Annotated in this window: 20 protein-coding genes; 13 read left to right on the top strand and 7 right to left on the bottom strand. The window is 60.0% G+C overall.

Going from position 1 to position 26,478, the window contains the following annotated elements; genetic code table 11:
- Positions 1 to 128 precede the first annotated feature (128 nt).
- Positions 129 to 1,544, top strand: a complete 1,416-nt coding sequence (locus tag OIL77_01945) for a PLP-dependent aminotransferase family protein (protein HJI44183.1) — start codon at positions 129 to 131, stop codon at positions 1,542 to 1,544.
- Positions 1,545 to 1,616: 72 nt separating this feature from the next.
- On the opposite strand, the gene OIL77_01940 is transcribed toward OIL77_01945, so the two are convergent.
- A complete protein-coding gene (locus OIL77_01940; GenBank protein HJI44182.1) occupies positions 1,617 to 2,180 on the bottom strand; it encodes an NADH peroxidase in 564 nt (187 codons plus the stop codon).
- Between the two features lie 253 nt (positions 2,181 to 2,433).
- On the opposite strand from OIL77_01940, the gene OIL77_01935 reads away from it, so the two are divergent.
- The 8 genes from OIL77_01935 to OIL77_01900 all read left to right on the top strand — a co-directional run bounded on the left by OIL77_01935 (position 2,434) and on the right by OIL77_01900 (position 11,334).
- Positions 2,434 to 3,654, top strand: coding sequence for an iron-containing alcohol dehydrogenase (locus tag OIL77_01935; protein HJI44181.1), 1,221 nt, complete (start codon positions 2,434 to 2,436; stop codon positions 3,652 to 3,654).
- An 8-nt stretch (positions 3,655 to 3,662) separates the two neighbouring features.
- Positions 3,663 to 5,042: an aldehyde dehydrogenase gene (locus OIL77_01930; protein HJI44180.1), complete on the top strand. Its 1,380-nt coding sequence runs from the start codon at positions 3,663 to 3,665 to the stop codon at positions 5,040 to 5,042.
- A 59-nt stretch (positions 5,043 to 5,101) separates the two neighbouring features.
- Positions 5,102 to 5,281, top strand: coding sequence for a hypothetical protein (locus OIL77_01925; GenBank protein ID HJI44179.1), 180 nt, complete (start codon positions 5,102 to 5,104; stop codon positions 5,279 to 5,281).
- Positions 5,282 to 5,347: 66 nt separating this feature from the next.
- Positions 5,348 to 5,893, top strand: a complete 546-nt coding sequence (locus OIL77_01920; GenBank protein HJI44178.1) for a metallophosphoesterase family protein — start codon at positions 5,348 to 5,350, stop codon at positions 5,891 to 5,893.
- 73 nt (positions 5,894 to 5,966) lie between these two features.
- The gene (locus OIL77_01915) at positions 5,967 to 6,803 is read left to right on the top strand and encodes a PRD domain-containing protein (GenBank protein ID HJI44177.1); all 837 of its coding nucleotides are present in this window, start codon (positions 5,967 to 5,969) and stop codon (positions 6,801 to 6,803) included.
- Between the two features lie 342 nt (positions 6,804 to 7,145).
- Positions 7,146 to 8,594, top strand: coding sequence for a PTS transporter subunit EIIC (locus tag OIL77_01910; protein ID HJI44176.1), 1,449 nt, complete (start codon positions 7,146 to 7,148; stop codon positions 8,592 to 8,594).
- Between the two features lie 77 nt (positions 8,595 to 8,671).
- A complete protein-coding gene (locus OIL77_01905) occupies positions 8,672 to 9,436 on the top strand; it encodes a ChbG/HpnK family deacetylase (protein ID HJI44175.1) in 765 nt (254 codons plus the stop codon).
- A 140-nt stretch (positions 9,437 to 9,576) separates the two neighbouring features.
- Positions 9,577 to 11,334 (top strand): DUF2130 domain-containing protein, encoded by a 1,758-nt coding sequence (locus OIL77_01900; protein ID HJI44174.1) that lies wholly within the window; start codon positions 9,577 to 9,579, stop codon positions 11,332 to 11,334.
- Between the two features lie 79 nt (positions 11,335 to 11,413).
- Here OIL77_01900 and OIL77_01895 read toward each other — a convergent pair whose 3' ends face one another.
- From OIL77_01895 to OIL77_01885, 3 genes are all read right to left on the bottom strand, one after another.
- A complete protein-coding gene (locus OIL77_01895; protein ID HJI44173.1) occupies positions 11,414 to 14,095 on the bottom strand; it encodes a DUF3516 domain-containing protein in 2,682 nt (893 codons plus the stop codon).
- 99 nt (positions 14,096 to 14,194) lie between these two features.
- The gene (locus tag OIL77_01890; GenBank protein ID HJI44172.1) at positions 14,195 to 15,034 is read right to left on the bottom strand and encodes a methyltransferase; all 840 of its coding nucleotides are present in this window, start codon (positions 15,032 to 15,034) and stop codon (positions 14,195 to 14,197) included.
- A 117-nt stretch (positions 15,035 to 15,151) separates the two neighbouring features.
- Entirely contained in the window at positions 15,152 to 16,024 is an 873-nt protein-coding gene (locus OIL77_01885) for a hypothetical protein (protein ID HJI44171.1), read from the bottom strand.
- 267 nt (positions 16,025 to 16,291) lie between these two features.
- On the opposite strand from OIL77_01885, the gene OIL77_01880 reads away from it, so the two are divergent.
- From OIL77_01880 to OIL77_01865, 4 genes are all read left to right on the top strand, one after another.
- Complete coding sequence (locus OIL77_01880) at positions 16,292 to 17,014, top strand: helix-turn-helix domain-containing protein (GenBank protein HJI44170.1); 723 nt, start codon at positions 16,292 to 16,294, stop codon at positions 17,012 to 17,014.
- Positions 17,014 to 17,913, top strand: coding sequence for a DUF4097 domain-containing protein (locus tag OIL77_01875; protein ID HJI44169.1), 900 nt, complete (start codon positions 17,014 to 17,016; stop codon positions 17,911 to 17,913). Before OIL77_01880 ends, OIL77_01875 begins: the two co-directional genes overlap by 1 nt.
- 98 nt (positions 17,914 to 18,011) lie before the next feature.
- Complete coding sequence (locus OIL77_01870) at positions 18,012 to 19,919, top strand: tRNA uridine(34) 5-carboxymethylaminomethyl modification radical SAM/GNAT enzyme Elp3 (GenBank protein ID HJI44168.1); 1,908 nt, start codon at positions 18,012 to 18,014, stop codon at positions 19,917 to 19,919.
- On the top strand, positions 19,920 to 20,798 hold the full coding sequence (locus OIL77_01865; GenBank protein ID HJI44167.1) for a fused MFS/spermidine synthase: 879 nt from the start codon (positions 19,920 to 19,922) through the stop codon (positions 20,796 to 20,798).
- Positions 20,799 to 20,824: 26 nt separating this feature from the next.
- Here the strand turns inward: OIL77_01865 and OIL77_01860 are convergent, their stop codons facing one another.
- From OIL77_01860 to OIL77_01850, 3 genes are all read right to left on the bottom strand, one after another.
- Entirely contained in the window at positions 20,825 to 23,269 is a 2,445-nt protein-coding gene (locus OIL77_01860) for a DEAD/DEAH box helicase (GenBank protein HJI44166.1), read from the bottom strand.
- A 116-nt stretch (positions 23,270 to 23,385) separates the two neighbouring features.
- Positions 23,386 to 24,690, bottom strand: a complete 1,305-nt coding sequence (locus OIL77_01855; protein HJI44165.1) for an ATP-binding protein — start codon at positions 24,688 to 24,690, stop codon at positions 23,386 to 23,388.
- Positions 24,683 to 26,443, bottom strand: coding sequence for a TerB N-terminal domain-containing protein (locus OIL77_01850; GenBank protein HJI44164.1), 1,761 nt, complete (start codon positions 26,441 to 26,443; stop codon positions 24,683 to 24,685). Before OIL77_01850 ends, OIL77_01855 begins: the two co-directional genes overlap by 8 nt.
- Positions 26,444 to 26,478 lie beyond the last annotated feature (35 nt).

Raw genomic sequence — 26,478 nt, 5'->3', positions numbered from 1 at the left:
GCATGGGTATTGCTTGACGGAACATCCTATAGGGGAGCTGGGTATAGCGGAATAATCAGTTTTAGAGATAATAATAAGGTCAGACTAATACCAGATTGAATGATGCGATAAGGTCAGGTGACTAACTCATGCTTGACTACAATTTGGAACAACGCGGCGAAGCATCGCTCTATGAGTATGTTTACCAGCAAATTCGAGATGATATCGTTGCCGGGCGCATTGCGGCGGGAGAGCATCTGCCCTCCAAGCGCGCCTTTGCCAGTCATCTGGGAATCAGTGTCATTACAATCGAGAATGCATATAGCCAGTTGGTCGCCGAGGGCTATATTTGCTCAAAGCCTCGCCGCGGCTATTACGCTTGCGAGCTTCCGGATGCCCCGGTCCTGGCTTCGGCTGCGGAGGATGCCGATCGAGATACAGCTCCTGCGAGTTTTGGCGTTCATGACTCCTATGGGCAACCTGAGCAATTCGCTCCGCTCTCTCCCTCCGCCTTGGAAGCCGCACGCCTCTGGCAAAGTGCTCTGCGGGCGACGTTGACGTCCGAAGATGAGCGCGAAATCTTCTCGCCCGCCCCCGCGCAAGGTACCGCGCGGCTGCGGTGCGCAATTGCACATCATCTTCGCGGGACGAGGGGCATGAATGTCAATCCCGACAACATCGTCATCGGTGCGGGCGCTCAGCTGCTTGACACGATGCTGGTTCAGCTGCTTGGCGCGGACAAGACATACGCCGTCGAGGACCCGGGCTACTTGCGTCTGACGCGCATCTATCAGGCCATGGGCTGCGAAGTGCGGCATATTCCGCTGGATGGTGAGGGAGTTAACTTGGGCGAGCTGCTCGATGCCGGGGCGGACGTCCTTCACCTCATGCCGTCCCATCAGTATCCGACTGGCCTGGTGACGAGCATCGCACGTCGCTACGCACTGCTGAGCTGGGCTGCCGAGCGGCCGGGTCGATATCTCATTGAGGACGATTTCGATTGCGAGTTTCGCCTTGCTGGCAAGCCGATCCCTGCGCTTGCATCGATTGATGCCGCCCAATCGGTCATCTACACCAACACTTTTTCTAAGAGCCTGTCATCGGCTCTGCGCTTGGCTTACATGGTCCTTCCCGATGAGCTCATGGAACGATTTAGGCGCGAGCTGGGCTTCTACGCCTCGTCGGTCAGCTCCGTAGATCAGGTGGCGTTGGCGCGCTTGCTCGAATCGGGTGATTACGAGCGACATGTGAACCGCGTGCGCGTTCGTGCTCGTGAGGCGCGTGATGGCCTGGTGGCGCTTGTGCGGAAGGCGTTTCCGGCAGGAGAGGTGTCGATTGAGCATGCGGATGCGGGTCTTTACTGCGTTTTGGCGCCGGCAAGCGACAAAGTGGGGGATGGTCTCATTCGTGCTATCGCCGATGTCGGCATCCCTTACGTCAACATTGACGATTGCCTATGGGCAAACGATCAGACGACGATTCAGAGGACTACGCGCCGCGTCCTCATCCAATACGACGACCTGAGCCCTCAAGTGCTCGATGCCCTACAAAAGCAGCTGCAATAAAGCCACGAAAAAGGCCCGAACCAATACGGTCCGGGCCTCATCGAGCTAGAGGTTATGTCTCAAGCGGTTGGCTTAGCCAAAGTAGCGCTTGAGCAGGCCGGCGAAAGCCTTGCCGTGGCGAGCTTCGTCGCGAGCCATCTCGTGCACGGTGTCGTGGATGGCATCGAGACCAGCGGCCTTGGCGCGCTTGGCAAGATCGGTCTTGCCGGCGGTGGCGCCGTTCTCGGCCTCAACGCGCATCTCGAGGTTCTTCTTGGTGGAGTCGGTCACGACCTCGCCCAGGAGCTCAGCGAACTTGGCGGCGTGCTCGGCCTCCTCGTGGGCAGCCTTCTCCCAGTACAGGCCGATCTCGGGGTAGCCCTCGCGATGAGCGACGCGAGCCATGGCCAGGTACATACCGACCTCGGAGCACTCGCCCTCAAAGTTGGCGCGCAGGTCGGCAACGATGTCCTCGGAGACGCCCTCCATCTTGGCGACGCCCACGACGTGCTCGGCAGCCCACTCGAGCTGACCCTCCTCCTGCTTCAGGAAGCGAGAACCGGGAACGCCGCACTGGGGGCACTTGAAGTCCTCGGGCAGCTGGTCGCCGTCGAGCTCTTCCACATAACCGCAAACGGGGCAAACAAACTTCATGATTCGATCCTTTCGATCGATGGCGATTGTGCGCTCGTCCGGTCCCGTAAGGGCCCTCTCCGGACGTGCGTCTTGACGAGTTCTATTATCCATAAATGCAACCAAATGTGAAGCCTATTAGGAATGATTTTTAATAAAACAATTTTGAGATATGAAGATGTTGATTGATTAACGATTGGCAGGCCGTCTTTGACCACCGCTGAGTACAATCGGTCGAGCAAATGTTGACCCATCAACAAATGAAGGAGTTTCCTTTATGCATCTAGCCCGTCGTGCCTGGTGCCGAACATATCAGACGGTTTTTCGCATCGCATTGCCGATCCTGCCCTATACCGAGCCGCGCATTTTGGAGCATGCCGAGGATGTACCCGCGGTACTTCAAAAGCGCTCGATCAAGCACGTTCTCATTGTGACGGACCCCGGCATTGCCCGTTTGGGACTCACGGCATCACTCGAGAGCGCACTTGCGGCAAAGGGAATTGGCGTTACGGTCTATGCCGAAACGCGTGCGAACCCCACGGTCTCGAATGTAGAGGAAGCGGCGGCGCTGTATCGCGAGAACGACTGTCGGGCCATTATCGGCTTTGGTGGCGGTTCGGCCATGGACTGCGCCAAGGGCGTGGGCGCGCGCATTGCGCAGCCAAACAAGCCCATCAACAAGATGCGCGGCCTGCTGCGCGTCCACCGTCTCCTGCCGCTGCTTATCGCGGTTCCCACTACCGCCGGAACGGGAAGCGAAGTCACGCTCGCGGCGGTTATCACCGACGACGAGACGCACTATAAGTACCCCATCAACGACTTTGTGCTCATCCCGCGCTTTGCGGTGCACGATCCCGAGTTTACGCGTGGCCTGCCTGCTGCCATTACGGGACAGACGGGCATGGATGCCCTGACGCATGCCGTAGAGGCCTTTGTCGGCCGCAGCACTACGCCCTACACGCGCAAGATGGCGCGCCAGGCGGTTCAGCTCATCCACGACAATTTGCTCGAGGCCTATGAACATGGCGACAACATGCGTGCGCGCCGCAATATGCTTTCGGCGGCGTATAAGGCGGGCGTCGCATTTACGCGCTCCTATGTCGGATACGTGCACGCCATCGCGCACAGCCTGGGCGGCCGATACGGCATTCCACACGGTTTGGCCAACGCCATCATCCTGCCGCACATGCTTCGCGCCTATGGCGACACCGCCGCTCCCAAGCTTGCCGATCTTGCTCGCATGGCGGGCATCGCGCCGGCCACCGCGCAGGACAGTCTTGCCGCCGAGGCCTTTATCGATTGGGTCGATCGCATGAACGAGGCCTTGGGAATTCCTAAATATGTCTCGGGTATTCGTCGCTCCGATATTCCGCAAATGGCGGCCCATGCCGATGCCGAGGCCAATCCGCTGTATCCTGTCCCGCTTTTAATGGACCGTTTGGAGCTCGAGCATATGTACGAAGTCGTTGCAGGTGGTATGTTTGAGGGCGAGAACTAGGAGGGCCCATGAACACCGAGGAAATTGCGCGCATCGTCGGCGACCAGCGCACCTTTTTTAAGACGCACGCCACGTTTGATGTCGATGCCCGACGTCGTGCGCTCGTGAGTTTACGCGATGCGGTGCGGGCCCACGAGGCCGATATTGCCCATGCGCTCAAGACCGATCTGGGCAAGTCGCATGACGAGGCCTATATGTGCGAGATCGGCACGTCGCTTTCCGAGATTCGTCATCAGATCGCTCATGTGGCGCGATGGAGTCGTCCGCGCCTGCGTCCGTGCGACCTCGCTAACGCCGTGAGCGTGTGCAAAACGCAAGCCGTGCCCTATGGCGTCACGCTCATCATGGCTCCGTGGAACTACCCGTTTTTGCTGACGCTCGAGCCGCTCGCCGGCGCGCTCGCCGCGGGTAACACCGTGGTTATCAAGCCGAGTGCCTATGCTCCGGCATCGAGCGCGGTGCTCAAGCAAATCTGTGAAGAGGCATTTGATCCGCGCTTGGTGACGGTCGTCGAAGGCGGGCGTGCCGAAAACGAAGCGTTGCTCGATGAGTGCTGGGACAAGATCTTCTTTACCGGTAGCGTTCCGGTCGGCAAGCTCGTCATGGAGCGTGCAAGTAAAAACCTCACACCCGTGACGCTTGAGCTGGGCGGAAAGAGTCCCTGCATCGTGGATGCGACGGCTAACTTGAAGGTCGCGGCACGCCGTATCGCCTTTGGTAAATGGCTCAACGTGGGGCAGACCTGCGTGGCGCCCGACTACCTGCTGGTCGATACGCGCGTGCACGACGAGCTGCTGGGTCTCATCAAGGAGGAGGCCCGCCGTATGTTTGGAGAGCATCCGCTCGATAACGAGGATTACGGGCATATCGTCAACGCCAAGCATTTTGCGCGCGTGCGCGGGCTGATCGATCCCGATAAGGTCGTGCTTGGAGGCGCCGCGCGCGAGGCTTCGCTCAAGATCGAGCCGACGATTTTGGACGGCGTGTCCCCCGATGACGCCGTGATGCAGGAGGAGATTTTCGGCCCCATCTTGCCGGTGCTGACGTTTGAGAGCCTAGACGAGGCCGAGACGTTTATTACGGATCGTCCGACGCCGCTGGCCCTGTATATCTTTAGCCAAGACCGCGCAGTTCAGCAGCGCTTTGTGCGCTACGTGCCCTTTGGCGGCGGCTGCGTCAACGACACGATCATGCACCTGGCTACGAGCCATATGGGCTTTGGCGGCATGGGTGCGAGCGGTATGGGACAGTACCATGGACACGAGAGCTTCGATACGTTTAGCCACAAGAAGAGCATCGTGAACAAGGCAACCTGGCTGGACGTGCCATTCCGCTATGCGCCCTACGCAAGCTGGAAGCACAAATTCGTGCGCATGTTTGTGCACTAGAATGAGATAGACGATAAGGAAAAAGTCGCTGGTTGTTCCTGCCATTAGAGGAGTTTGTCATGATTGATGACGACGACCTGTTCGATCTGACGGATGAACCGTTTGAGTGGGACTTGCTGCTCGATGACGATGAGCTGGAGCAGGATCGAGAAAAGCGGAAGGATAAGAACGCACGGGACGACGTATCGAAGAAGAATGACAAGCGCCGCCGTGGACTGTTTGGCGGGCTCTTTGGGTAACCGCTGCGCCAAAGCGTCTGTATACTAGGCACGTGTTAGACGCGTTGCGAAATGAGGACACAGACGATGATGTGGTTTACCGCCGACCTGCACCTGGGCGATACGAATATCCTGCACGATATGGATCGGCCGTTCGCCTCGGTCGAGGAGATGAACCGCAAGGTCATCGATGCCATCAATGAGTGCGTGGCTGTGGACGACCGCCTCTATATCCTGGGAGACTTTACGTATCGTTTGCCCATGGCGGAGGCAGTGCGCCTGCGCGAGCGCATCGAATGCCAGAACGTGACGCTCATCCGTGGTAACCATGATGGCGATTGGGGAGATCCGGACGCGCCGCACATTTGGGATGAGGTGCGCGATTATCTGGAGGTCGCCCCCGGTTACGCTAAGGGCCATCGCCTGGTAATGAGCCATTACCCCATGCTCAGCTGGAATGGCAAGGCGCGCGGCGCCATCATGCTGCACGGACATATCCACAGCAGGGGAGACCGCACCAACACGCGCAACCGTGATCGCGAACGCCCCATCTACCGCTACGATGTGGGCCTCGACGCCAATGGCTGCAAGCCCGTAAGTCGAGACCAGATCCTGAACTTCTTTGGACTGTAATTAGAAGTGCAGGTAGAATGAACGCGCCGCGCGGACGGTCTGCGCGGCGCGTTTTAGTAGGAGCGATGATTCCATGAGGGCTATCCAGCGCATTAACCACAACGCTGCCATCTGCGAAGACGGCGCGGGGCGTCAGCTTATCGCGCTGGGTCGCGGTATCGGTTTTGGAGATATGCCGCACGAGGTCGACCTGGATGTCGTCACCCGTACCTTTTACGGTATCGATTCCAAGTACCTGGCGTTTATCGACGAGGTCGATCCCGAGGTGCTGGAGTTTTCCGCTCAGCTGGCAGATATCGCAACCGGGCAGCTCTCGTACGAATTAAGTCCCAATCTTCCCATTACGCTGGCCGACCATATCCAGTTTGCCATTAAGCGAGCCCGCGAGCACATGGTGGTGTCGCTGCCGCTCGAGCGCGATCTGGAACAGCTGCACCCCATTGAATATCGCTTGGGCGAGCTGGCCGTTCGTGGCATTAAGAAAACCTTTGCCGTTCGCATGCCCCAGAGCGAGGCCGCGGGTATCGCCATGTCGATTATCAATGCGGCAGTTAAGCCGAGTGAGAAACGCGTTTTGGCTGAGCGGCAGGAGAAACGACTGCTCGACATGACGGTCGCAATTATTCAGGAAGAGCTGGACGTGACGGTCGACCGTTCGTCGTTCGCCTTTACTCGCTTTGCCACCCATGTTCGATATCTGCTCGACCGCGTGGCAAAGAAAGAGCCAATCGATACCGAGAACTCCGGTCTCTACGACGTACTCGTGGAGCAATATCCAGCGGCATCGCGTTGTGCCCATCGTGTCGATGAACTGATCCAGGAGACCTTTGGCGAGCCGTTGGCTCAAGAAGAACTCGTCTACCTCATCATGCATGTGAATCGCGTGGCTCCTGCGAGCTCGGATAACTAGGGACATCTAAGCGCTTTAAAACCGTTGCACTACCGTTTACGGCCTGATGTCTACCGTTTATCGGTAATCAGCGATATGCTGACTTCAATTGCCGCATATACTCGCCGTGTGTTGGGTGTTACTCACGGCGCAGCTCCGAGAGGCACTACCGATTCTGCCGAGGTCCGTATTGGGTCTCTGTCGGTTGTGCGCGGGGCTTTTTTCATGTCGATCCACCCGGGAATCACATGCAATGAAATCTCTTGCCAACAGGCATCGCGCGCTGCGCAGGCGCGAGCAGGATCGGGTGTCTTGGCGTTGTGAAGTCCCACGGGCTTTTAGTTGGAAGAGAAGGGATTCGACATGGCTGTCGATAACAAGAAGATTGCCGAGGACGTGCTTGCTGCCGTCGGCGGCGCCTCCAATGTGACGAACGCGACGCACTGCATGACCCGCCTGCGTCTGAACCTCAAGGATCAGTCCATCCCCAATGACGATGAAGTCAAGAAGATCAAAGGCGTACTAGGTGCCCAGTGGTCCGGCGGCCAGTATCAGGTCATCATCGGCCAGAATGTGCCGAAGGTCTATGACGCCGCCATTGCGTTGGGCGTTAAGGGCGAAGGCTCCATCGACGAGAACCTCGATGGTGGCACCAAGGAGCCGCTGACGCTCAAGACCGCGGGCAAGAAGATCCTCAACTACCTGTCCAAGACGATGGTCATGACGATTCCGATCATCATGGGCGCCGCTATGTTCCGTACCATCGCCGTGCTTTGCGGCGACGGCATGCTCGGTATTTGGGCTGCCGATTCCGATATCTACAACTTCTTCTATAACTGGATTTACAACGCAGGTTACTACTTCCTGCCCATTTACCTGGGTTGGGCTGCTGCCAAGCAGCTCGGCTGCAGCCAGCCGCTCGGCATGATGCTCGGCGGCGTACTCATTGCCCCCGAGTTTATGACGCTGGTCAACGCCGCGGCGGATTCGGGTGCAACGACCACCCTGGTCTACGGTGCGCTTCCGGCTCAGCTGAACAACTATTCCGCCACCGTGCTCCCCATGGTCCTGTCCATGCCGGTGCTTATGGTCGTCGAGAAGTTCATGAAGAAGGTCATTCCCGACATGCTCTCGACGGTATTCGTGCCCGTGTGCACCATGGCCGTTATGATCCCCGTTTCACTGTGCGCCCTGGCTCCGATTGGCTCCATCCTGGGCAACCTGATTGGCAACTTCATGTTCGGTCTCGGCAACAGCGGCGGCATCGTAACCATCGTTTCCCTGGTGGCTATCGCCGCGCTTTGGGAGTTCCTGGTTATGACCGGCATGCATCAGGTTCTGCTTGCCCTTGGTATCGTTCAGCTGCTCACGCTGGGTTCCGACTCCTGCGTCATGGTTGCGGGCTGTATCGCTCAGTTCGCTACGTGGGGCATGGCCTTCGGCGCCTTCCTGCGCCTTAAGGAGACCGATGAGAAGGGCGCCATGCTCGGCTTCTCGCTATCCGGTATTGTCGGTGGCGTGACGGAGCCCGCGCTGTATGGCTGCGGCTTTAAGTACACCCGCTGCCTGGGCGCCATGGTTGCCGGCGGTGCTATCGGTGGCCTGATCGCCGCTCTCACCAATGTGACGACGTATGTTCTGGGCGCGACCAATATTCTGGGCGTCACCGGTTTTGTTGCCGGCGGAACTGCTAACCTCGTCTGGGGATGCGTTGCATCGGGTGCTGCATTTGTTTCCGCCGCTGCCATCGCCTACCTCTTTGGTTTTACCAAGGAGCAGCTCGATGAGGATGCCGCTGCCGCTAAGGAATAAGGCGTCTTTTCGGTAGGATAATTAGCGGGAGCGCTTGGGTGAACTCCAAGCGCCCTTTCCCATAGATTGGAGTCGTTATGAAGCAACTGCTCATTCGTGCCGACGATATCGGTTATTCGTACGCTGTTGATTTGGGGATTGCCCGAAGCGTCAACGAGGGTTTGGTGCGCTCGGCGGGCCTTATGCCCAATATGCCCGAGGCTGAGCGCGGTTGGTTGCTCGTGGCCGATGCCGGCATTGCGGTGGGCCAGCATACCAACGTGTGCCTGGGCAAGCCGTGTGCCGATCCGGCGCTCATCCCGAGCATGCTCGATGAGAACGGCGAGTTCCATAGCAGCCGTACCTTCCGCGAGCACTTTAAGCGCGGTGAGGAGCTGATTGACTTCGACGAGGCCTGCATTGAGATTCGTGCGCAGCATGACCGCTTTGTCGAGATCGTGGGTCGCGAACCCGATTACTTTGAGGCTCACGCCGTTATGAGCAAAAACCTCAATCGAGCGATTTCGACGGTGGCACAGGAGTTGGGCCTTAAGGAGCAAAAGGCGAGCTTTGACCCCACGGCCGTGGTGCACTGCGGAGATACCGACCTGCGCATGGTTATGCATTCGATGGAGCCGGGTTATGAGCCTAAGGACTCGATTATGCAGACGGTTCGCGAGATGGCAGACGGCGAGACGGTCGTCTTCGTGTGCCATCCGGGTTATCTCGATCGCTTTATCCTTGAGAGCAGCTCGCTTACGACGGATCGTACCAAGGAGGTCGATGCACTGATCGATCTCGAGCTACGGACGTGGCTCGAGGCTCAGGACGATCTTCGCCTCATCGATTACCGCGACCTGTAAAGCACCCAAACCACCACAATGGGGACAGGCACCTTTGTGGTGGTTTTGGCGCCGTTGCCATTCTGGCGGCGGCGCCTTTTTTGTCCGCATGGCGCGGTAGAGTGTAGGCGGTTGAAATTTGCGTCCATCGAGGAGCTGCTATGAACGAGATCAAGTGCCCGCATTGTGGCGAAGTTTTTAAGGTCGACGCGTCCGGCTATGCGGATATCGTCAAGCAAGTGCGCAATGCCGAGTTTTCGCGCGACCTGGATGAGCGTGTGAAGGCAGTCCAGCGCGAGGGCGAGCAGGCGCTGGAGCTTGAGCGCTCGCGTTCGACGGCTGCCTTGCAAAAGGCAGAGTCTCAGCGCAATGCTCAGCTTGTCGAGCAGAAGAACGCCGCAGCTCAGCAACTGGCACAAGAAGTCGCCAAGCGCGATGCTGAGCTCGCCGAGCTGCGCGCCAAGCTCGAGGGCGCCGCCACAGAGCGCGAGAGTGCAAGCCAGCGCGCGGCGGTTGAGGCCCGCGCCGACGCTCAAAAGGAGAATGCCGAGCTTCAGCGCGAGATCGACAATTTGCGTGCACAGCTGGGACGCAAGGATGACGAAGCCAAACTTGCCGAGGCTTCGGCGCGCAATGCCGTTCAAAATGATTTAGCCACACGCGATGCGCAGATTGCCGAATTGCAGGCCAAGCTCTCCGCGGCGGACAAGGCCCAGGAGATGGCGCTTGCCGCTGCCGCGGCTGAGTCGCAGCGTGAGCTCGATGCCGCTCGCAGCGAGGCCGAGCGCGCGCTTGCTGACTACCGCGCAACGGTACGGGAGAAGCTTTCCGTCGCAAAGGCTCAGTCCGAGCAAGAGGCCGAGGGCCTGCGTGCCCAACTGCGCGAGCAGGAACTGATGGCAAAAATGAACCTGTCAGAGGCGGTCGCCGCGGCGGAACGAGAGCGCGATGAGGCACGTGCCAAGCTGACGAGCGAGCTGGCGGTACGCGATTCTCGCGAGGAGCAAGCCAAGGCGGCACACGAGCTCGAGCTTGCGCAGGCCAAGCGCGCGAGCGATGACCTGATTCGCTACAAGGATGAAGAGATTGAGCGCCTTAAGGACATGAAGGTTCGCCTGTCCACCAAGATGGTGGGCGAGTCGCTCGAGCAGCACTGCGAGACCGAGTTTAACCGTCTGCGCATGACGGCGTTTCCCAATGCGTACTTCGAGAAAGATAACGATGCATCTGAGGGCACCAAGGGTGACTTTATCTTCCGCGAGTGCGACGCGAGCGGCAACGAGGTCATTTCGATTATGTTCGAGATGAAAAACGAGAACGACGAGACCGCGATCAAGCATAAAAACGAGGACTTCTTTAAGAAACTCGATCACGATCGTCGCCAGAAAGGCTGTGAGTACGCGGTGCTCTGCACGCTGCTCGAGCCCGAGAGCGAGCTTTACAACGCGGGAATCGTGGACGTGAGCTATCGCTACGAGAAGATGTATGTGATCCGCCCGCAGTTCTTCATTCCCATCATTACGCTGCTGCGCAATGCTGCCATGGGTTCGCTTCGCTATAAGCAGGAGCTGGCGGAGTACAAGCAGCAGAATATCGATGTCACGAACTTCGAAGCCAAGATGGAGAAGTTCAAGGATGGATTCTCGCGCAACTACAACCTGGCGAGCAAACAATTCGAGTCGGCGATCAAGGAGATTGATGCCGCCATCAAGCAGCTCGAGAAGACCAAGGACGATTTGCGCCGTAGCACAGAGAACCTGCGCCTGGCTCACAACAAGGCCGATGAGCTTACCATTCGCAAGCTCACGTGGGGTAACAAGACCATGAAGGCGGCGTTTGACGAGGCGCGCGAGGCTGTGCCAGAGACAAACGATGAGCCAGCCGAGGCGGATTCGTATGAGGTCGAGGATGCCGAATAGGGCATAGCGGATAGTGCAAAAGCGGGGCCGCTGGCAACATCGCCAGCGGCCCCGCTTCGTTTCGTCCCATTCTGTTCGGCTAGTCCTCGAGCAGGTCCTCGATAAAGCCGACGCGGTAGTTTTTGAAAATGACCTCGCCGCCGTCTTGCGTGGCGTCCAGATCGACATCGCCCATGATGCCAAAGTCGTGGTCGCCATCCTCGTCGGCAAAGATCTGATGCACGTGCCACACGTGATCGGTCTTCTCGTCGCTCTCGTCGATGGTAAACATCGCCGAGCTGCGGGCGTCGCCGTTGGTGAGGATTTCCTCGTGTTGCTCGTGATAGGCGTCGAGCGCCTTTTGCCAGCGGACCTCGCTCATGCCCCAGTCCTCGTCGAGCTCGCCCAGATCGCGCGTGTGCTCGCGGGCTGCAAGGGCCACGCGGCGGAAGAGTGCGTTGCGCACCAGCAGGGTACAGCCACGGCGGTCTGCCACGACTTCGTCGATGCCCTGCGGCGGTGCGGCGTCGAGTGCAGCGGGGTTGCCGGCGTTCTCCCACTCGTCCACCAGACTCGAGTCGACCGAGCGCACCACAAAGCCCAGCCACGAGATAATGTCGCGCAGGCGCTCGTCGCGCTTCTCGATGGGCACGGTGCGGTCGAGTGAACGATAGGCTTCTGCCAGGTAGCGCAGCAAAATGCCCTCGGAGCGGGCGATGCCGAGCTTTTGAATGTAGCCCTTAAAATCGCTCGCGCTTTCCAGCATATCGCGCAGGACGCTCTTGGGAGAGAGCTGGTAGTCGTTTGCCCAGGGTACTTCCTGGCAGTACTTGTCAAAGGCGGCGTCGAGCAAATCCTCGAGCGGCTTTTCGTACGTGACGTCTTGAATGCGCTCCAAGCGCTCCTCATATTCGATGCCGTCGGCCTTCATCTCGGCCATAGCGCGATCGCGTGCGGCGCGCTCCTGTGCGCGCAGCACCTGCTTGGGATCCTCGAGCGTTGCCTCGACCATTGAGATTAGATCCATGGTATAGGTCTCGCTCTCGGGATCGAGCAACTCCAGCGCGGCAAGCAAAAACGGCGAGAGCGGCTGGTCGAGCGCAAAGTCCTCGGGCAGGTCGACCGTCAGCGCGTAGTCGATGTCCGGCGCGGCGTCAGCCGGAGCGTCGGGTGCGGGCGGCACCTCGGTGCGCACGACGACGCCGGAGTCGATGAGCGTGGCGAAGATCTCGTCGGCACGCTCATCGAGCTTTGCCTTTTCCTCGGGTGTTTGCAGGCTTGTCTCGATGAGGTCGTGCACGCGGGTGCGAGCGTCGCCGCCCTGCTCGACCACGCTAATCACCATGGAGTGTGTGATGCGCAGGCGCGGCTTGAGCGTTTCGGGCTGCGTCTCGATCAGGCGCTCAAAGGTCTGCTTGTTCCAGGTGACAAAGCCCTCGGGGGCCTTTTTCTTTTTAATCTTACGGAGTTTTTTGGGGTCGTCGCCCGCCTTGGCCATGAGCTTGGCGTTCTCGATCTCGTGCTCCGGGGCCTCGGCGATGACCATACCCTCGGTGTCAAAGCCCGAGCGACCGGCGCGACCGGCGATCTGATGGAACTCACGGGCGCGCAGACGCCGCATCTTGTAGCCGTCAAACTTGGTGAGCGCGGTGAGCACCACGGTGTGGATGGGTACGTTGATGCCGACGCCGAGCGTATCGGTGCCGCAGATGACGGGCAACAGGCCCTGCTGCGCCAGGCGCTCGACCAGCAGGCGATAGCGCGGCAACATGCCAGCATGGTGCACGCCGACGCCGCATCCGAGCAAGCGCTTGAGAATCTTGCCAAAGGCCGTGGAGAAGCTCGTTCCCTTTGCCGCTTCTTTGATGGCTTCGCGTTGCTCCTTGCTGGCGATGCCAAAATTGGCGAGCGACTGTGCCGTCGCAAGGGCGGCATCCTGGCTAAAGTGCACGATATAGAGCGGGGCCTCGCCGCGGCGCATGGCGAGCTCGACCGTGCCCTCGAGGGAGGTCGTCACATAGTCGTAGCTCAGCGGAACGGGACGCGGGGCGTCGACAACCAAGTCGCAAGCAGCGCCGGTGTGCTCCTCGAGCGAGGCGGCGATGGCGGTGACATCGCCGAGCGTGGCGCTCATGAGCATGAATTGTGTGTGGGGCAGGGTGAGCAGCGGCACCTGCCAGGCCCAACCGCGATCGGGGTCGGCAAAGTAGTGGAATTCGTCCATGGCGACGCAGCCAACATCGGCATCTTCGCCCTCGCGCAGTGCGTCGTTGGCAAGGATCTCTGCCGTGCAGCAGATGACGGGCGCCTTGGTGTTGATATGCGTGTCACCGGTGATCATACCGACGTTATCGCGGCCGAGCACCTGCACAAGGTCGAAAAACTTCTCGCTGACCAGAGCCTTGATGGGGGCCGTGTAATAACAGCGCTTGCCCTGTGCCATGCCCATAAAGAGCATACCCAGCGCGACGAGCGATTTACCCGATCCGGTCGGCGTGCCCAAAATGACGTGATCTCCGGCGGCCAGGTCCATGAGAGCCTCTTCTTGGTGATCCCACAGCTCAATGCCGCGATCGCTCGTCCATTCAAAGAAGCGCTCAAAGGCCTGATCGGGCGTGAGCCATGGTTCGGGCTCACTGCCGTCCTCGGGCTCCCACCAGGTGGGGGAGAGCGCGCCGAGCGAGCCGAACTCGGCTTCGGTTCCCGTGCCGCCCGAGAATGAGCTGGCGGCGCCGGCGCCGGAGACGGTGCTGGCGGCGGTATCTGTCGTGGTCTGTGCCATGTGGTTGCTTTCTCTCGCCGTTTGTCCGCCAACTATTATGGCGTAGCGTCGCATCGATGCGTTCGCAGGCAAGAAAATGCAGGAAATGGGCGCGCGGTACTAGCGTTCCTGAGGCAGGCGCTTCTTGCCTTTGCGGGCGCGGTTTCTAAAGTTCTCGACGGCCTCTTCCATGCCCAGAGGTACATAGGTGAGCTCATCGAGGTTGTCGGGCAGGTAACAGGCAAGGCTTTGCTCCTGCGCGCGGCCTGCTGCGAGCTGTTCGTCGGTTGGCTGCGCACCGGGTGTGGCGCAAATGCCATAGACGACGGCGCCCATCTCGCGCGTGCGGCATTCATATTCGGTCTCGGGATGCTCGGGATGGTCGCGGCGTACGTCGTCACTTACCCAAAGCGTGTCGTAGCCGGCCGCGGCAAACTGCCCCAGGGCGTAGTCGCGCAATGGCTTGCTGTCGGTGCGCAGCGTGACGGTGGCGTCGGCTGCAAAGAGCGAGCGATAGAGCATTAGATGGTCGACATGGACGAGTCGTTTTTTGGCGTACTTGGCCTTGGGCTGCGGCGTGGGAAAGTTAATGGTGATGGCATTGAGCTCGCCTGCGGCAAACAGCTGCGGCAGCGATGCGGCGCCTCGGGGCAGGACGAGTGCGTTGGATAGCTCCTGCTCGCAGATTTTCTGTGCGGCATAGGCGATGCAGATGGGCTCCTGGTCCATGCCGATAAAGAGGGTGTTTGGCTCGTGGGCCGCGCGCTCTACAAGGTACGTTCCCTTGCCACAGCCAAGATCAAGGTGAAGGTGTTCGAAGGGCTTGCTGCCAGCTGGCGCACAGGCCTTGCGCCAATCTCCGGCATAGGCCTCGGGGTTCGTCTCAATCGCATCGGCGTAGCGCTCCAGGCGCTCCTCGAGCACAAAGTTCTTAGGCGTGCGAACGTGGACGGCTCCCATGAGGCTCCTTGGTCATAAATATGGAACGCATAGCTGCGCGTTCCGTCAATGGGTTGAAAAGGGTGGGCATAGTTTGCCCGAAAGAAGCGGCACGGCTCGGCGGCGAGTCGTCGATGCCTACAGGCGCTTGAGGATCACATAACGGTTGAGCTCGCCGCTGCGACCGTCGGCATGGAAACGCTCAAGCTCGCGCACGGGGACCTCGCCGCTTTTGTAGAACGTACGGACGCCGCGCACCAGGTCGGTGATCTGCTGATCGTCAAAGTGATGGCAATAGCGGTAGGCGTGGCGGTCGTTTTGCCAGCCAATGAGGTGGTCGCCGGCTTCAAACTGCGCGGAATCGTAACCCTCAAACGGCGGGGTGAGCTCGGCGCGGGCTTCGGCTCGAACGGCCTTGCGCGCCATGCGCTCGTCGTTCATAAACTCCCAAAAGCTGATGGCGATGATGCCGCCCGGGCACGTTTGCCGCACCAGGGCGTCGAGCACGCGTACGCGGTACTCGCACGACGGCACGTGGTGCATAAAGCCAAAGCAGACCGAGATATCGGCGAGCGGGGCGTCGAAAAGCACGTCGGGTGTTTCGGCGGGGTTGAGCTTCATGAGGGCGTCGAGCACGTCGAGTTCCTGGAAGTGCAGGTTGGGAATGCGCAGCGCGTGGCCATGTGCATCGATGGCCAGGTCTTGACACGAGTCGACGCCATAGAACTCAAACGGGCAGCTGGCATCTGCCGAGGGGTTTGCGCCGTCGACGCCCTTGGCGGCAAGTGCGCCGCCGGCGGCAAAGTTTTCGAATCGCATATTGCCGCAGGCGAGATCGAAGACGCGGACGGGATGCTCGATCGTGGCGACGTCGAGCTGTTCGAGCGCGATGTCCATGGTGCGCACCCAGCCGGGCCACGGGGCCTGGCGCGTATCGGAAAAGGAGGCGGAGTGCTCGCGATAGAACGTGTTGTTGAGCTGGATGAGCGATGAGGCGAAATCGCGGTTCACGGCGCGGAACTCCCTCCGTTGGCGGTGCGGAATAAACAGTATGACCATACTACCGTTAACGCCGCAACGGGGACAACCGAGCTGCGGCTCATTGCTTTGTTTGGACACATTTCCGCAGCTCATATGTGCCCGCAACCGCCAGTTGTCAAAAATCTCACTAGAATAGGTGGCATGCTTTTGGCGGTGGCGGATAGATTTTTAACTGTGCAAGGCGCCTTAAGAACAAAAACGGTCCGGCGGCACGGCTGGCATCACATAGGAGGAACCATGAATGTAGAAACTGCGCAGCGGCTCGCCGACCTTCGCCGCAGCAAGGGCTTTAGCCAAGAAGGGCTGGCGCGAAAGCTGGGGCTGTCGCGCCAGGCGGTTAGTAAATGGGAGCGTGCGGAGAGCTCGCCCGATACCGAGAACCTGATCTCGCTCGCCAAGCTCTATGGTGTGAGTCTGGACGAGCTGCTCAATCCGAGCGATGAGATTGAGGACGATATCGAGTTTGAGAACGAGGACCGCGCTCGTCAGCGCGAGGCCGAGGCGGCAGAGCGCGCCCGCACCCATGAGGCGGCGGCGCGCGCCACCGAGGCGGCAACGCAGGCAAGTGACGCGGCAGCCAAGGCGGCGCAGGCGGCAAGCTGGAGTGCGCAGGCTGCCAATGCGGCGACGGCTCAGGTGACGGGTACCGGTGCGGCTGGTCCGACTCCGGTGAAGGGTCCGTTCCAGTCATTCCCGTATTGGGCCGTGTGCTGGCTGCTGTTCTTTTTACTGATGTTCCTGTTTGGTGCCGGCCCCTTTGCTGCGCTGATCTTCTTCACGATTCCCATCTATCACTGGGTGGCGCGTGCACTCGATGGCGATTGGGCGCGCGGGGATATTCAGGTTGGTCCGGCACCGGTGGCGGTCAGGGCCCAGGGGAAGGATACTTCTGCGGAACCTGATGCTGACGTGGCTACCGCGGCCACCGCTGAGCCATGTGCCAAAGAAGGTGACGAATGATGAAGCTTTCGCATGAATCCAAGCTGCGCCTGGGCGTCGGCATCGGAGCGTTTGTACTGATTATCGGGCTTGTTTTTGGCGTTTCGCGGACTTTGATTCATTTTGATGGCCCGTGGGATCTCGACGATGTTATACCCGGCTTGTCCGGTATGGACGATGTGGTTGATGACGACGATTTTATGAACGATGGCGGTAACTATTCCGCTCGGCCTCAGCAGCTTTCGTGTACGACCTTTGATGCCGATGAGTTTCGCTACCTCGATTTCGATATCGATGCGGCTACAGTGGACGTCAAGGTTATTGATGGTAACAAGGCTCGCGTTATCGAGCGGGGACGCGTTGCCAATGGTATGGATGCCTCCAAGGCCGCGACGCAGAACATCGCATCCGTCGAGGACTCGACGCTCAAGGTTTCCCAGTTTGGAAGTGATGACGGTAAGGCAATCGATCGCTCAGTTACGGTCGAGCTGCCGCGCCGTGTTGCCGAACATCTGAAGGGAGTCAACGCGCACGTGGGCTCGGGTGATCTGCAGATTGCCGGTGTCACCTGTGATGGTTTCGACCTTTTCCTGGGTGCGGGAGATGTAGAGTTTGCGGGCAGCGTGACTGATGCGCTCAGTGCTGAGGTCGGTTCGGGCGATGTGACGTTCGAGCTCTACCAGGCCCCCGCGAAGTCGATGGACGTGAGTGTGGGCTCGGGCGATGTGGAGATGATGGTTCCGAACTCGACGGGCTTTAAGGCGAGCCTTACCTTGGGCAGCGGCGACTTCGAGAGCGATTTCCTTCCGCTTGGCTACGACGGCGAGACCATTTTGAATCTTGAATTCGATAACGGCGATAAGTCTGCTACGTATCGTTTTGAGGTCGGTTCGGGCGACATGTCATTTAATTCAGAGTGACGGGCGGTTATCGAAGACTTATATACCATAGCTGCGCTGTTTGATGGAGGCGTCGGAGCCGTGACGGGCTCCGACGCCTTTGCCTTTACAATGGGGTCATGGAACAGATTATCTTGAACATACTCGAGGCTCTGCGTCGCGGCGAGACCGTGGACGACAAAGCGCTCGTCAAACTGATACATGCCGAGGCGCGCCGTGAGGGTGCCGACAAACGCGATTTGGCCAAGCGCCGTCTGCTGCCGTTCTACCAGCGGGTAAAACGTGAGGAGCCGGCTCGTTGGGCTGGGTGGAATGTCGATGCCGAGCTGGAACGTCGACTGCTGCAGGTGCTGCGTATGAAGCCTCGTCGCACGGCTTCGGGCGTGGCGACCATTACCGTTATCACCAAGCCCTGGCCATGCTCGGGCGATTGCCTGTTTTGTCCCAACGATCTGCGCATGCCCAAAAGCTACCTGCACGCCGAGCCGGCGTGCGCCCGTGCGGAGCAAAATTGCTTTGACCCGTATCTGCAGGTGAGCGCTCGTCTGACCGCGCTTTCGCAGATGGGGCACGCAACCGATAAGATTGAGCTCATCGTGCTCGGTGGCACCTGGAGCGACTATCCGCAAGGGTATCAGACGTGGTTTATGTCGGAGCTTTTCCGTGCGCTCAATGACGATGCCGTCGCCGGCGTGGCGGCCAACCCCATGCTGGCGCGTCCGGGCATCAGCCGTGCCGAGGCGGGGCGCCTGCTCGATGACGCTCCCGCCGATGCGCTGCCGCCGGTGGTAACAGAGCGCCGCGAGCGCTATCGGGTTGCCGGCATTGCGACAGACGAGGCTGAGCTTGCTGCTGGCGTTGCCGACGAGCAGGAGCGTGTGGATGCTGCCGTGGGCGGCTACAACCGCGCGGTGCGTCGTCTGTACGGCCCTGGTACGCCGTGGGGCGAGGTTGCCAAGTGGCAGACGGCAACGATGGAGGAACTTGAGCGTCAGCAGCGCATCAACGAGACGGCGAAGCATCGCGTGGTGGGGCTCGTTATCGAGACGCGCCCCGATGCCGTAACGCCGCAGGCGCTTACGCTCATCCGCCGCCTGGGCTGCACCAAGATCCAGATGGGTATTCAGAGTCTCGACCAACATTTGCTCGATATCAACGAGCGTCGTATTTCGGTGGCGCAGATCGAGCGGGCGTTTTCGCTTGCGCGCCTGTTTGGCTTTAAGATCCACGCGCATTTTATGCTTAACTTGCTGGGCGCCACGCCCGAGGGGGACAAGCGCGACTACGAACGCTTTATGACCGAAGGGGCCTTTATGCCCGACGAGGTCAAGGTTTACCCGTGTGCGCTCATCGAGGGCTCGCGTCTGGTGGGCTGCTACGAGCGCGGCGAGTGGCGTCCCTATACCGAGGAAGAGCTGCTCGATGTGCTGGCCGACGACATCGTGGTGACGCCGGCGTTCTGCCGCATCAGTCGCATGATCCGCGACTTTAGTTCCGACGACATCATGGTGGGCAACAAGAAACCCAACCTGCGTCAGCTCGTCGAAAACCGCTTGGCCGCTCGGGGTGACGGTGCGACGGTGCGCGAGATTCGCTATCGCGAGATCAGCACGGCGGGTGCCGACTTGGATGAGCTATCTCTTGATGAGGAGGTGGCGTACGAGACGCCGGTGACGCACGAGTGCTTTTTGCAGTGGGTGACGCCGCAGGGCAAGATCGCGGGCTTTTTGCGGTTGTCGCTGCCCGACCATTCGTTTGTTGCCGCGCATGCGGACGAGTTGCTGACGATGCCGGACGAGGCGATGATTCGCGAGGTACACGTGTATGGCATGGCGGCGCGCGTGGGGTATCAAGGCCAGGCGGCCCAGCACCATGGGTTGGGGCGTCTGCTCGTAGAGCGTGCGTGCGAGATTGCCCGGGATGCGGGTTATACGCGCATCAACGTGATCAGCGCGATTGGTACGCGCGAGTACTATCGCCATTTGGGTTTTTACGATCATGGACTCTATCTGCAAAAGGAGCTCTAGATGAACAAGCCGAGTGTTTCTGCTGGCGTCGTTGCCGGCGTTGCCCTGGGAGCCGCGGCGCTTGGTGCGGCCGCCGTCGCTGTTCGTGCTGCCTGTCTGCAGGTTGCGCGAACCCGCAATGGGTTGGCGCGTGTGAAACGCGTGCACGATGGGGACGGCGATGAGATTCGCGTGTTGGTGCAAGGCGGCGTCTACCAAAGCGCAAGCTACGTTGGTGAGCGTTGGGCGGAGCCCGTCTTTGCGTACTATCGTGCGTTTGACGACGTGTTTGAGTCCGAGGATGCGATGCACGATGCTTATGGTCACGGCATCAACCGCATGCTTGTGCTGGGTGGCGGCGGGTTTGCCTATCCTAAGTTCGCGCTGATGTCGCACGAGGGCTTGCGCATGGACGTCATCGAGTATGACGGAGAGATTACGCGCCTGGCGCGCCGCTGGTTCTACCTAGACGAGCTGGAGCGCGCGGCGGGCGATCGCCTGCGGGTGATAACCGCTGAGGCTCGCTCGTATTTGGGTGTGACGAGCGTGGGCCATCGTCGCTACGACGTGGTCGTGAGCGATTGCTTTGGCGGTGCCGAGCCCGTACGCGAGCTGGCGACGGTTGAGGCGTTGCGTTTGGTGCGAGGCAGCCTGAACCCCGGGGGTATCTACGTTGCCAATATCGTGAGCGCAAACGAGGGGAGCGACGTAACGTTCCTGCGCGATTGCGCCGCCACGGCGCTCGAGGTGTTCGCCCACGCCTGGGTGGTCCCATGTGGCGATGCAGAGTTCGGCGGCGAGGAGAACTACCTGCTCATCGCCAGCGACGGCAACTACGCCTTTGCCGAAGCCGTGCCCTTCGACACCGACTTCCTCGGCACCGTTCTTCACGACAAATAGGTCTCCCCGTCCCAAAAAGACTGGTCTTAGGCGTGGTCGCGCCAGCCGAGAACGCGCTGCTTCATGTCTTCGATGTCGAGCACGCCTTCGGCAAAGCCTTTGCGCACGAGCTCTTCTGGAACGAATTCGTCGTACCGATCAAAGTAAGGCACCTCGCCGGGATAGACGAGGTCGATGGGGTCGAAGTCTTTCTCGGCTTCGGCGGCGAGCACTTCAAAGAACGTCTCCTCGTCGGCCTTCATCTTAAACTGCATAAAGTACGGGCGTGACGGGTCGAGTCCGCGAAGGCCCAACTCAGCGGCGCATTTAATCTTGAGCATGCGCTCGAGCGCCAAAAAGGCGTAGCTGCCCAACCAGGGGAAGAGCACCCAGGTGTCGCCACCCAGGTTGATGAGCGGCTTAGTTCCCGCGCCCGAAATCTCGGCCGTATGGCGAGCCTGCGCCAGACGGGCCCGCGCGTTACCCATCAGGTACGGATACGCCGCGTGCTCGTTGAGCGCCTTGCGCATACGCTCGAGTACGTGTGTATTGATGTCGCCGGGGCAGTCGCCAAAGTAGGCCGGCACCCGGCCCTTGACCTGCGTGGCAAAGACGGTGTGACGCTTCCAGTCCACTTCCTCGACAATCCAGCAATGGCCGGCGATGGCAATGCGCTCACCGGGCGGGGGCGGGTTGACAATCGTGCCCAGCTCGGCCGATTCGCTGCGAACGGTGAACTCCTCGTTTTCCTGGAACACGGCGTAGAACTTAAAGTTGTTGATGATGCGCTCGCCCGCGAGACCCACGATGAGCCCGCCGCCCTCGGTGACTTGGATATGGTCGATCTTAATGAGGTGACGCAGCAACACGCGATAGTCATCGGCCGAGATGCGATGGAAATAGCTGAGTGTGAGCACGCGCTGGGCAAGCTCTGCCGGCGTGAGTTCGCCGGTGCTGGCAAGCGTCGACATAGTCTGGTGGTAGAGCAGGCTGTAGGGGAGTCGATCGAGCTCGGGCGGCTCGACCCACTTTTCCTCGCGATAGAGTTGTACGAGCGCGATGCCCTGCAGGAGCTTCCACGGAATGGTCTCGGGCATCATCGTGCGCGGCTCGGGTTCCTCCTCGCGCATGACAAACCACATCTCGGGCGGAAGATCGCGGCGCCCTGTGCGGCCCATTCGCTGCAAAAAGGAGCTGACGGTAAACGGCGCGTCGATCTGAAACGCACGCTCCAGACGGCCGATATCGATACCGAGTTCCAGCGTGGAGGTGGTGACGGTTGTCTGTGCCTGCTCTTCATCGCGCATGAGTTCCTCGGCCGTTTCGCGCAGCGATGCCGAAAGATTGCCATGGTGGATGAGAAAACGGTCGGGCTCGTGCCGGCTCTCGCAGTAGCTGCGCAGCATGGAGCACACGGCCTCTGCCTCCTCGCGCGAGTTGGCAAAGACCAGGCACTTGCGCCCGCGGGTGTGTTCAAAGATATAGCCCATGCCGGGATCGGCGTTTTCGGGCGCGGTGTCGGTGGGGTTGAGGAGCGCCTGCTCATCGGCCCGGGGGATATCGACTTCGCCCTCGGGGGCCGAAGAAGTGCGACGGTCTTTGGGAGCGGCCTTGCCCCGTGCCCGCTCACGACGTTGACGGCGTTCCTCCTGTGTAAGCTGTCCGCTGTGGCGCACGTCTTGGGCGCCAGCCGGCAGCGCCGCGGGCGCCGCCGGCTCAATGCGCTCGCATGCGAGCACCTCGGCTTCCTGCGGACCTGTGCTCATAAATCCTCGCTGCCGCGCCTGGGGGCCCGAGTTGTAGAAGTGCTCCATGGAGATGCGCCACACGCGGCGCGGCTCCTCAAAGCGGGGAATGACGCAGTCGCGCCCTGTTCCCTGCGACAGAAAGGCACCCGTGCGTTCCGGGTCTCCGATGGTGGCCGAAAGGCCGATGCGGCGGGGCTGCACGCCTGCCATGCGCGAGAGGCGCTCGATAAGGCAGAGCGTCTGACCGCCGCGGTCGCCGCGCATGAGCGAATGGACCTCGTCGATGACCACGTAGCGCAGGTCGCAGAACATGCGCGGGATCGCCATGTGCTTATGGATTAAGAGCGCCTCGAGTGACTCGGGCGTAATCTGCAAGATGCCGCTCGGTTTTTTTATGAGCTTAGCCTTGTGCGACTGCGAGACATCGCCATGCCAGTGCCAGACAAGGATATCGGCCTCTTCGCAGAGGTCGTTGAGACGGACGAACTGATCATTGATGAGCGCTTTGAGGGGGCCGATGTAGAGGGCGCCTACGCTCGCGGGCGGGTTCTCCCAAAACTCGGTCAGGATGGGAAAGAAGGCTGCCTCGGTTTTGCCGGAAGCCGTGGATGCCGTCAGGAGCACATTATCTTGCGTGTTAAAGATGGCGTCTGCCGCTGCAACCTGGATAGAGCGCAGACTCTCCCAATCGTGGGAGTAGATGAAGTCTTGGATAAACGGAGCATATCGGTCAAAGGCGTTCACGGGGCCTCCTCTCAAATACGAATCTCTTAACGCGGTGAGCAGTGGCTCGCTACATTACTGTCTCGACGTTTGCCCAGATAAAACCTGCCAAAATAAACCTGTCCCTTTTTGGCAGGTTAGATGGTGAACTCGGCGAAGTTGCGGTCTTCGCTTGCGGTGTCGGTGTTGTCCGTTACGGCTGCCGGCGCCAGCGCGTCGCCACCGACGCTTTGCAGCAACTCGGCCACGTTAGCATCGGGGTTTTGGCATAGGATGTCGAGCAGCTCGATAAAGTCACGAATGACTTCACGCGGCGTTAAGTGCGTATCGGCTCCCACGCGGCCAAACTCAATCTTGAGGAAGTCCACCAAGTCGTTTTCGGTAAGCGAGGGCGTCCAGCCAAAGTAGCCGGCATGGATCTGCATGAGTTTTTCGATCAGCACCAGCAGTTCCTCATAGGTGAGTGGCTGTAGGCGGATGATGGGCGCGAGCATGTCCTTAAGGTCCTCGCGCGCAAAGCGGCCCTGAGCGAGTCGGCTGCGCAGGGCTTCGTAGGAGAACACGCCGCGGCGGCGGTCTTCGATGGAGGTTGGCGTGCCGCCCATAATCATGCCCAGGTACTGCGCTTTGCCCTGAAGCGTGTCGTTGTACATGGTCAGGATTTTCTCGTAGTTGTACTGGCGCGTGATAGCGTTGGGAATCTTATACAGATTCACGAGCTCGTCGATGAGCACCAGCATGCCCTTGTAGCCGCTGCAAACCAAAAAACGAGCGATGAGTTTGACGTAGTCGTACCAGTCGTCATCGCTGATGATGGTTGAGGAGCCCAGTTCGGCGCGTGCCTCACTCTTGGTGCGGTACTCGCCGCGAATCCATTTGGTCACGCGGCTCATAGCTTCTTCGTCGCCCTCGGATACGGCCGCGCGGTAGCGGCGGAGCATACGGGAGAAGTCGAAGCCGTGGACCATTTCCTCGAGCGGGGCCAGTTGGGCATTGACGGCAGACTCATCGGCATCGGCACACGAGGCGACCCAGCGATCCAGGATAAGGTTGAGTGCACCGCCCTCGGGGCGCGTTTTAGTCGATATGTTGCGGATGAGCTCACGGTAGGTGGCAAGGCCCTGTCCCTGGCCGCCCTGCAGGCGGCGCTCAGGGGATAGGTCGGCATCGGCGACGACGAATCCCTCGCCCATGGCGTGCGTGCGGATGGTCTGGAGCAAAAAGCTCTTGCCGGCTCCGTAGCGACCGACTAAAAAGCGGAAGCTCGCGCCGCCATCGGCGATGAGACTCAAATCGGTGAGCAGGGCGCGAATCTCGACCTCGCGTCCCACGGTGATATAGGGAAGGCCGATGCGCGGGACCACGCCGCCCTTGAGCGAGTTAAGGATAACGGCAGCGACGCGTTTGGGTACACGGGGCGCTGCGGATGCGGTATCACTCATGGTCTAGGTATCCTCTCACGTCTGCTTCGTAGTCCTCGATAATCTGCGGCCCTGCCGCGCTAAATTCAATTACGGTGTCGCCCACCAGGTCAAAGAGCGCCTCGTTGATGCTGTCGACGAGCATGTCCTCGCTCTGCCCCGATTGCACTACCGCCGATTCCGCCTGTACTGCGTTGTGCTCGAGCAGCGCGCGGAGATAGGCGTCTGCGGCAGGCGTGAGTTCGTTCGTGGCGTCAGCGGGCGCAACAGCTGCGAACGCGGGCGTCGGCGCGAGAAGCGGTGCCACGACACCAAACTGTTCGGTGGATATGGTTGGCTCGTCGGTCTCGTCCTGCCGAATGGGTGCCGCGACCGCCTCGACAATCGCGTCGGCTACGGGCTCGGCTTCCGGTTGCCCTGAGTCCGCTGCCTCGGCTTCCACAGGTGCGCCGTCCTCGCGCTCTTCGTCGATTAAAAGTGCTTCGCGCGTTTGCGCAGCGGCGCTCCGAATGTGCCCCAGCTGAGTCAGGTCGATATCGATCTTGACGGGCTGGTGTGCGGCGTCCCACGAAAGCCATGCCACAATCTCGTCATCGATAATCTTGGCCAGATATTTGGGGACCTTTTCTTCCTTAAGGGGATGGGCGGGGTCCAGCGCCAGGCGCAGGCGTTGGTCGCAGGCGCGCATCATTTCACCGAGCTTGCTGCTCTTTTGCCTACTACCATGGATACGCATACATTCCCAAAAGCCGTTTTGGCAACGGTAGATATGGATGGGATCCAGGCGGTATTCGCAGTTCTCGTGGCGCTCGGGCGCAAAGAATACGGCCGAGGCAAACATGGTGTAGGGCATGGCCGTCTCCTCCCCAAACAAGCTCGCTACGATGCCGGTCTTTCGATGCGTGTCATAGTAGCGCGCCATGCGGACATACGCGGCGCATGCCACGTGGCGCAGATCGCGGTGGTGGCTGCGGTCGAGCCGCGAGTTACTTAGGTTGTACGTGGAGAGGGCGTTGATGGCGGCCATGAGTCGCTCCTCGCGCACCTCATCGGGCGGAAGGGGGAGCGTGGGCTCGGAGGTTTTGCGACGTTTGGGGGTCTGGTCGGACGGTGCCGGTGCCGGTACAAGGTCTCGTGCCGCGCGCCGCAGCTCGATAAGGGCGTTATCGAACATGACGGTTTTAGAGTCGCGGAGCAGCTTGGGGTCGAGCCCATGGAATACGGCGTAATCCTGCAACCACACGCGTGCAAACCGATCAATGCCGGGCTCGAAGGCGCGATAGACATCCCAAAAGGCCTTGATCTTGTTAAAACCGTCGAGCGGGTCATCTACGCCAATGCCGCAAATCAGCTCATAGAGATACAGAAAGGCAAAGGACGTAGACGTTTCCTCGACGGTTCCGCGGCGCACTTGGGCACGCCAGGTAAAGTAGCCGCGCAGCTGCCGGTCGCTCATGGCGTTGTAGGTGGGAAAGTACGACTTAAAGGTGCCGTTGTAGGGACAGTCGTCCTCAAAGTCGGCCATCAGCAGGCCCTGGCGGTAAAAAAGCTCGGCTTCCGAAAGCCAGCGGCCCGCACCGCCCTTGGGGTCATCCTGCCAGCGCGATATCTCGCGCATTTTACGGTACTGGTCGGGGAGGAAATTCTGCATCTGTCGGCCGGTTTTGAGAATCGGCTCGTCTGCGTAGATTTCGTTTGAGAAGCGGGTGGACTGATGGGTCCGGGCCTCGGCCATAATGCGCTCGATGAGCATCTTGATGTCCTGGTCGGCCACCGCTTCTCCTCTCCTAACGCAGCTACGGTGACCTC

It is taken from the genome of Coriobacteriaceae bacterium, assembly GCA_025993015.1.
Taxonomy (GTDB): Bacteria; Actinomycetota; Coriobacteriia; order Coriobacteriales; family Coriobacteriaceae; genus Collinsella.
Note: the sequence above shows the minus strand (reverse complement) of the source record. Positions and strands in the feature narration are given on the sequence as shown.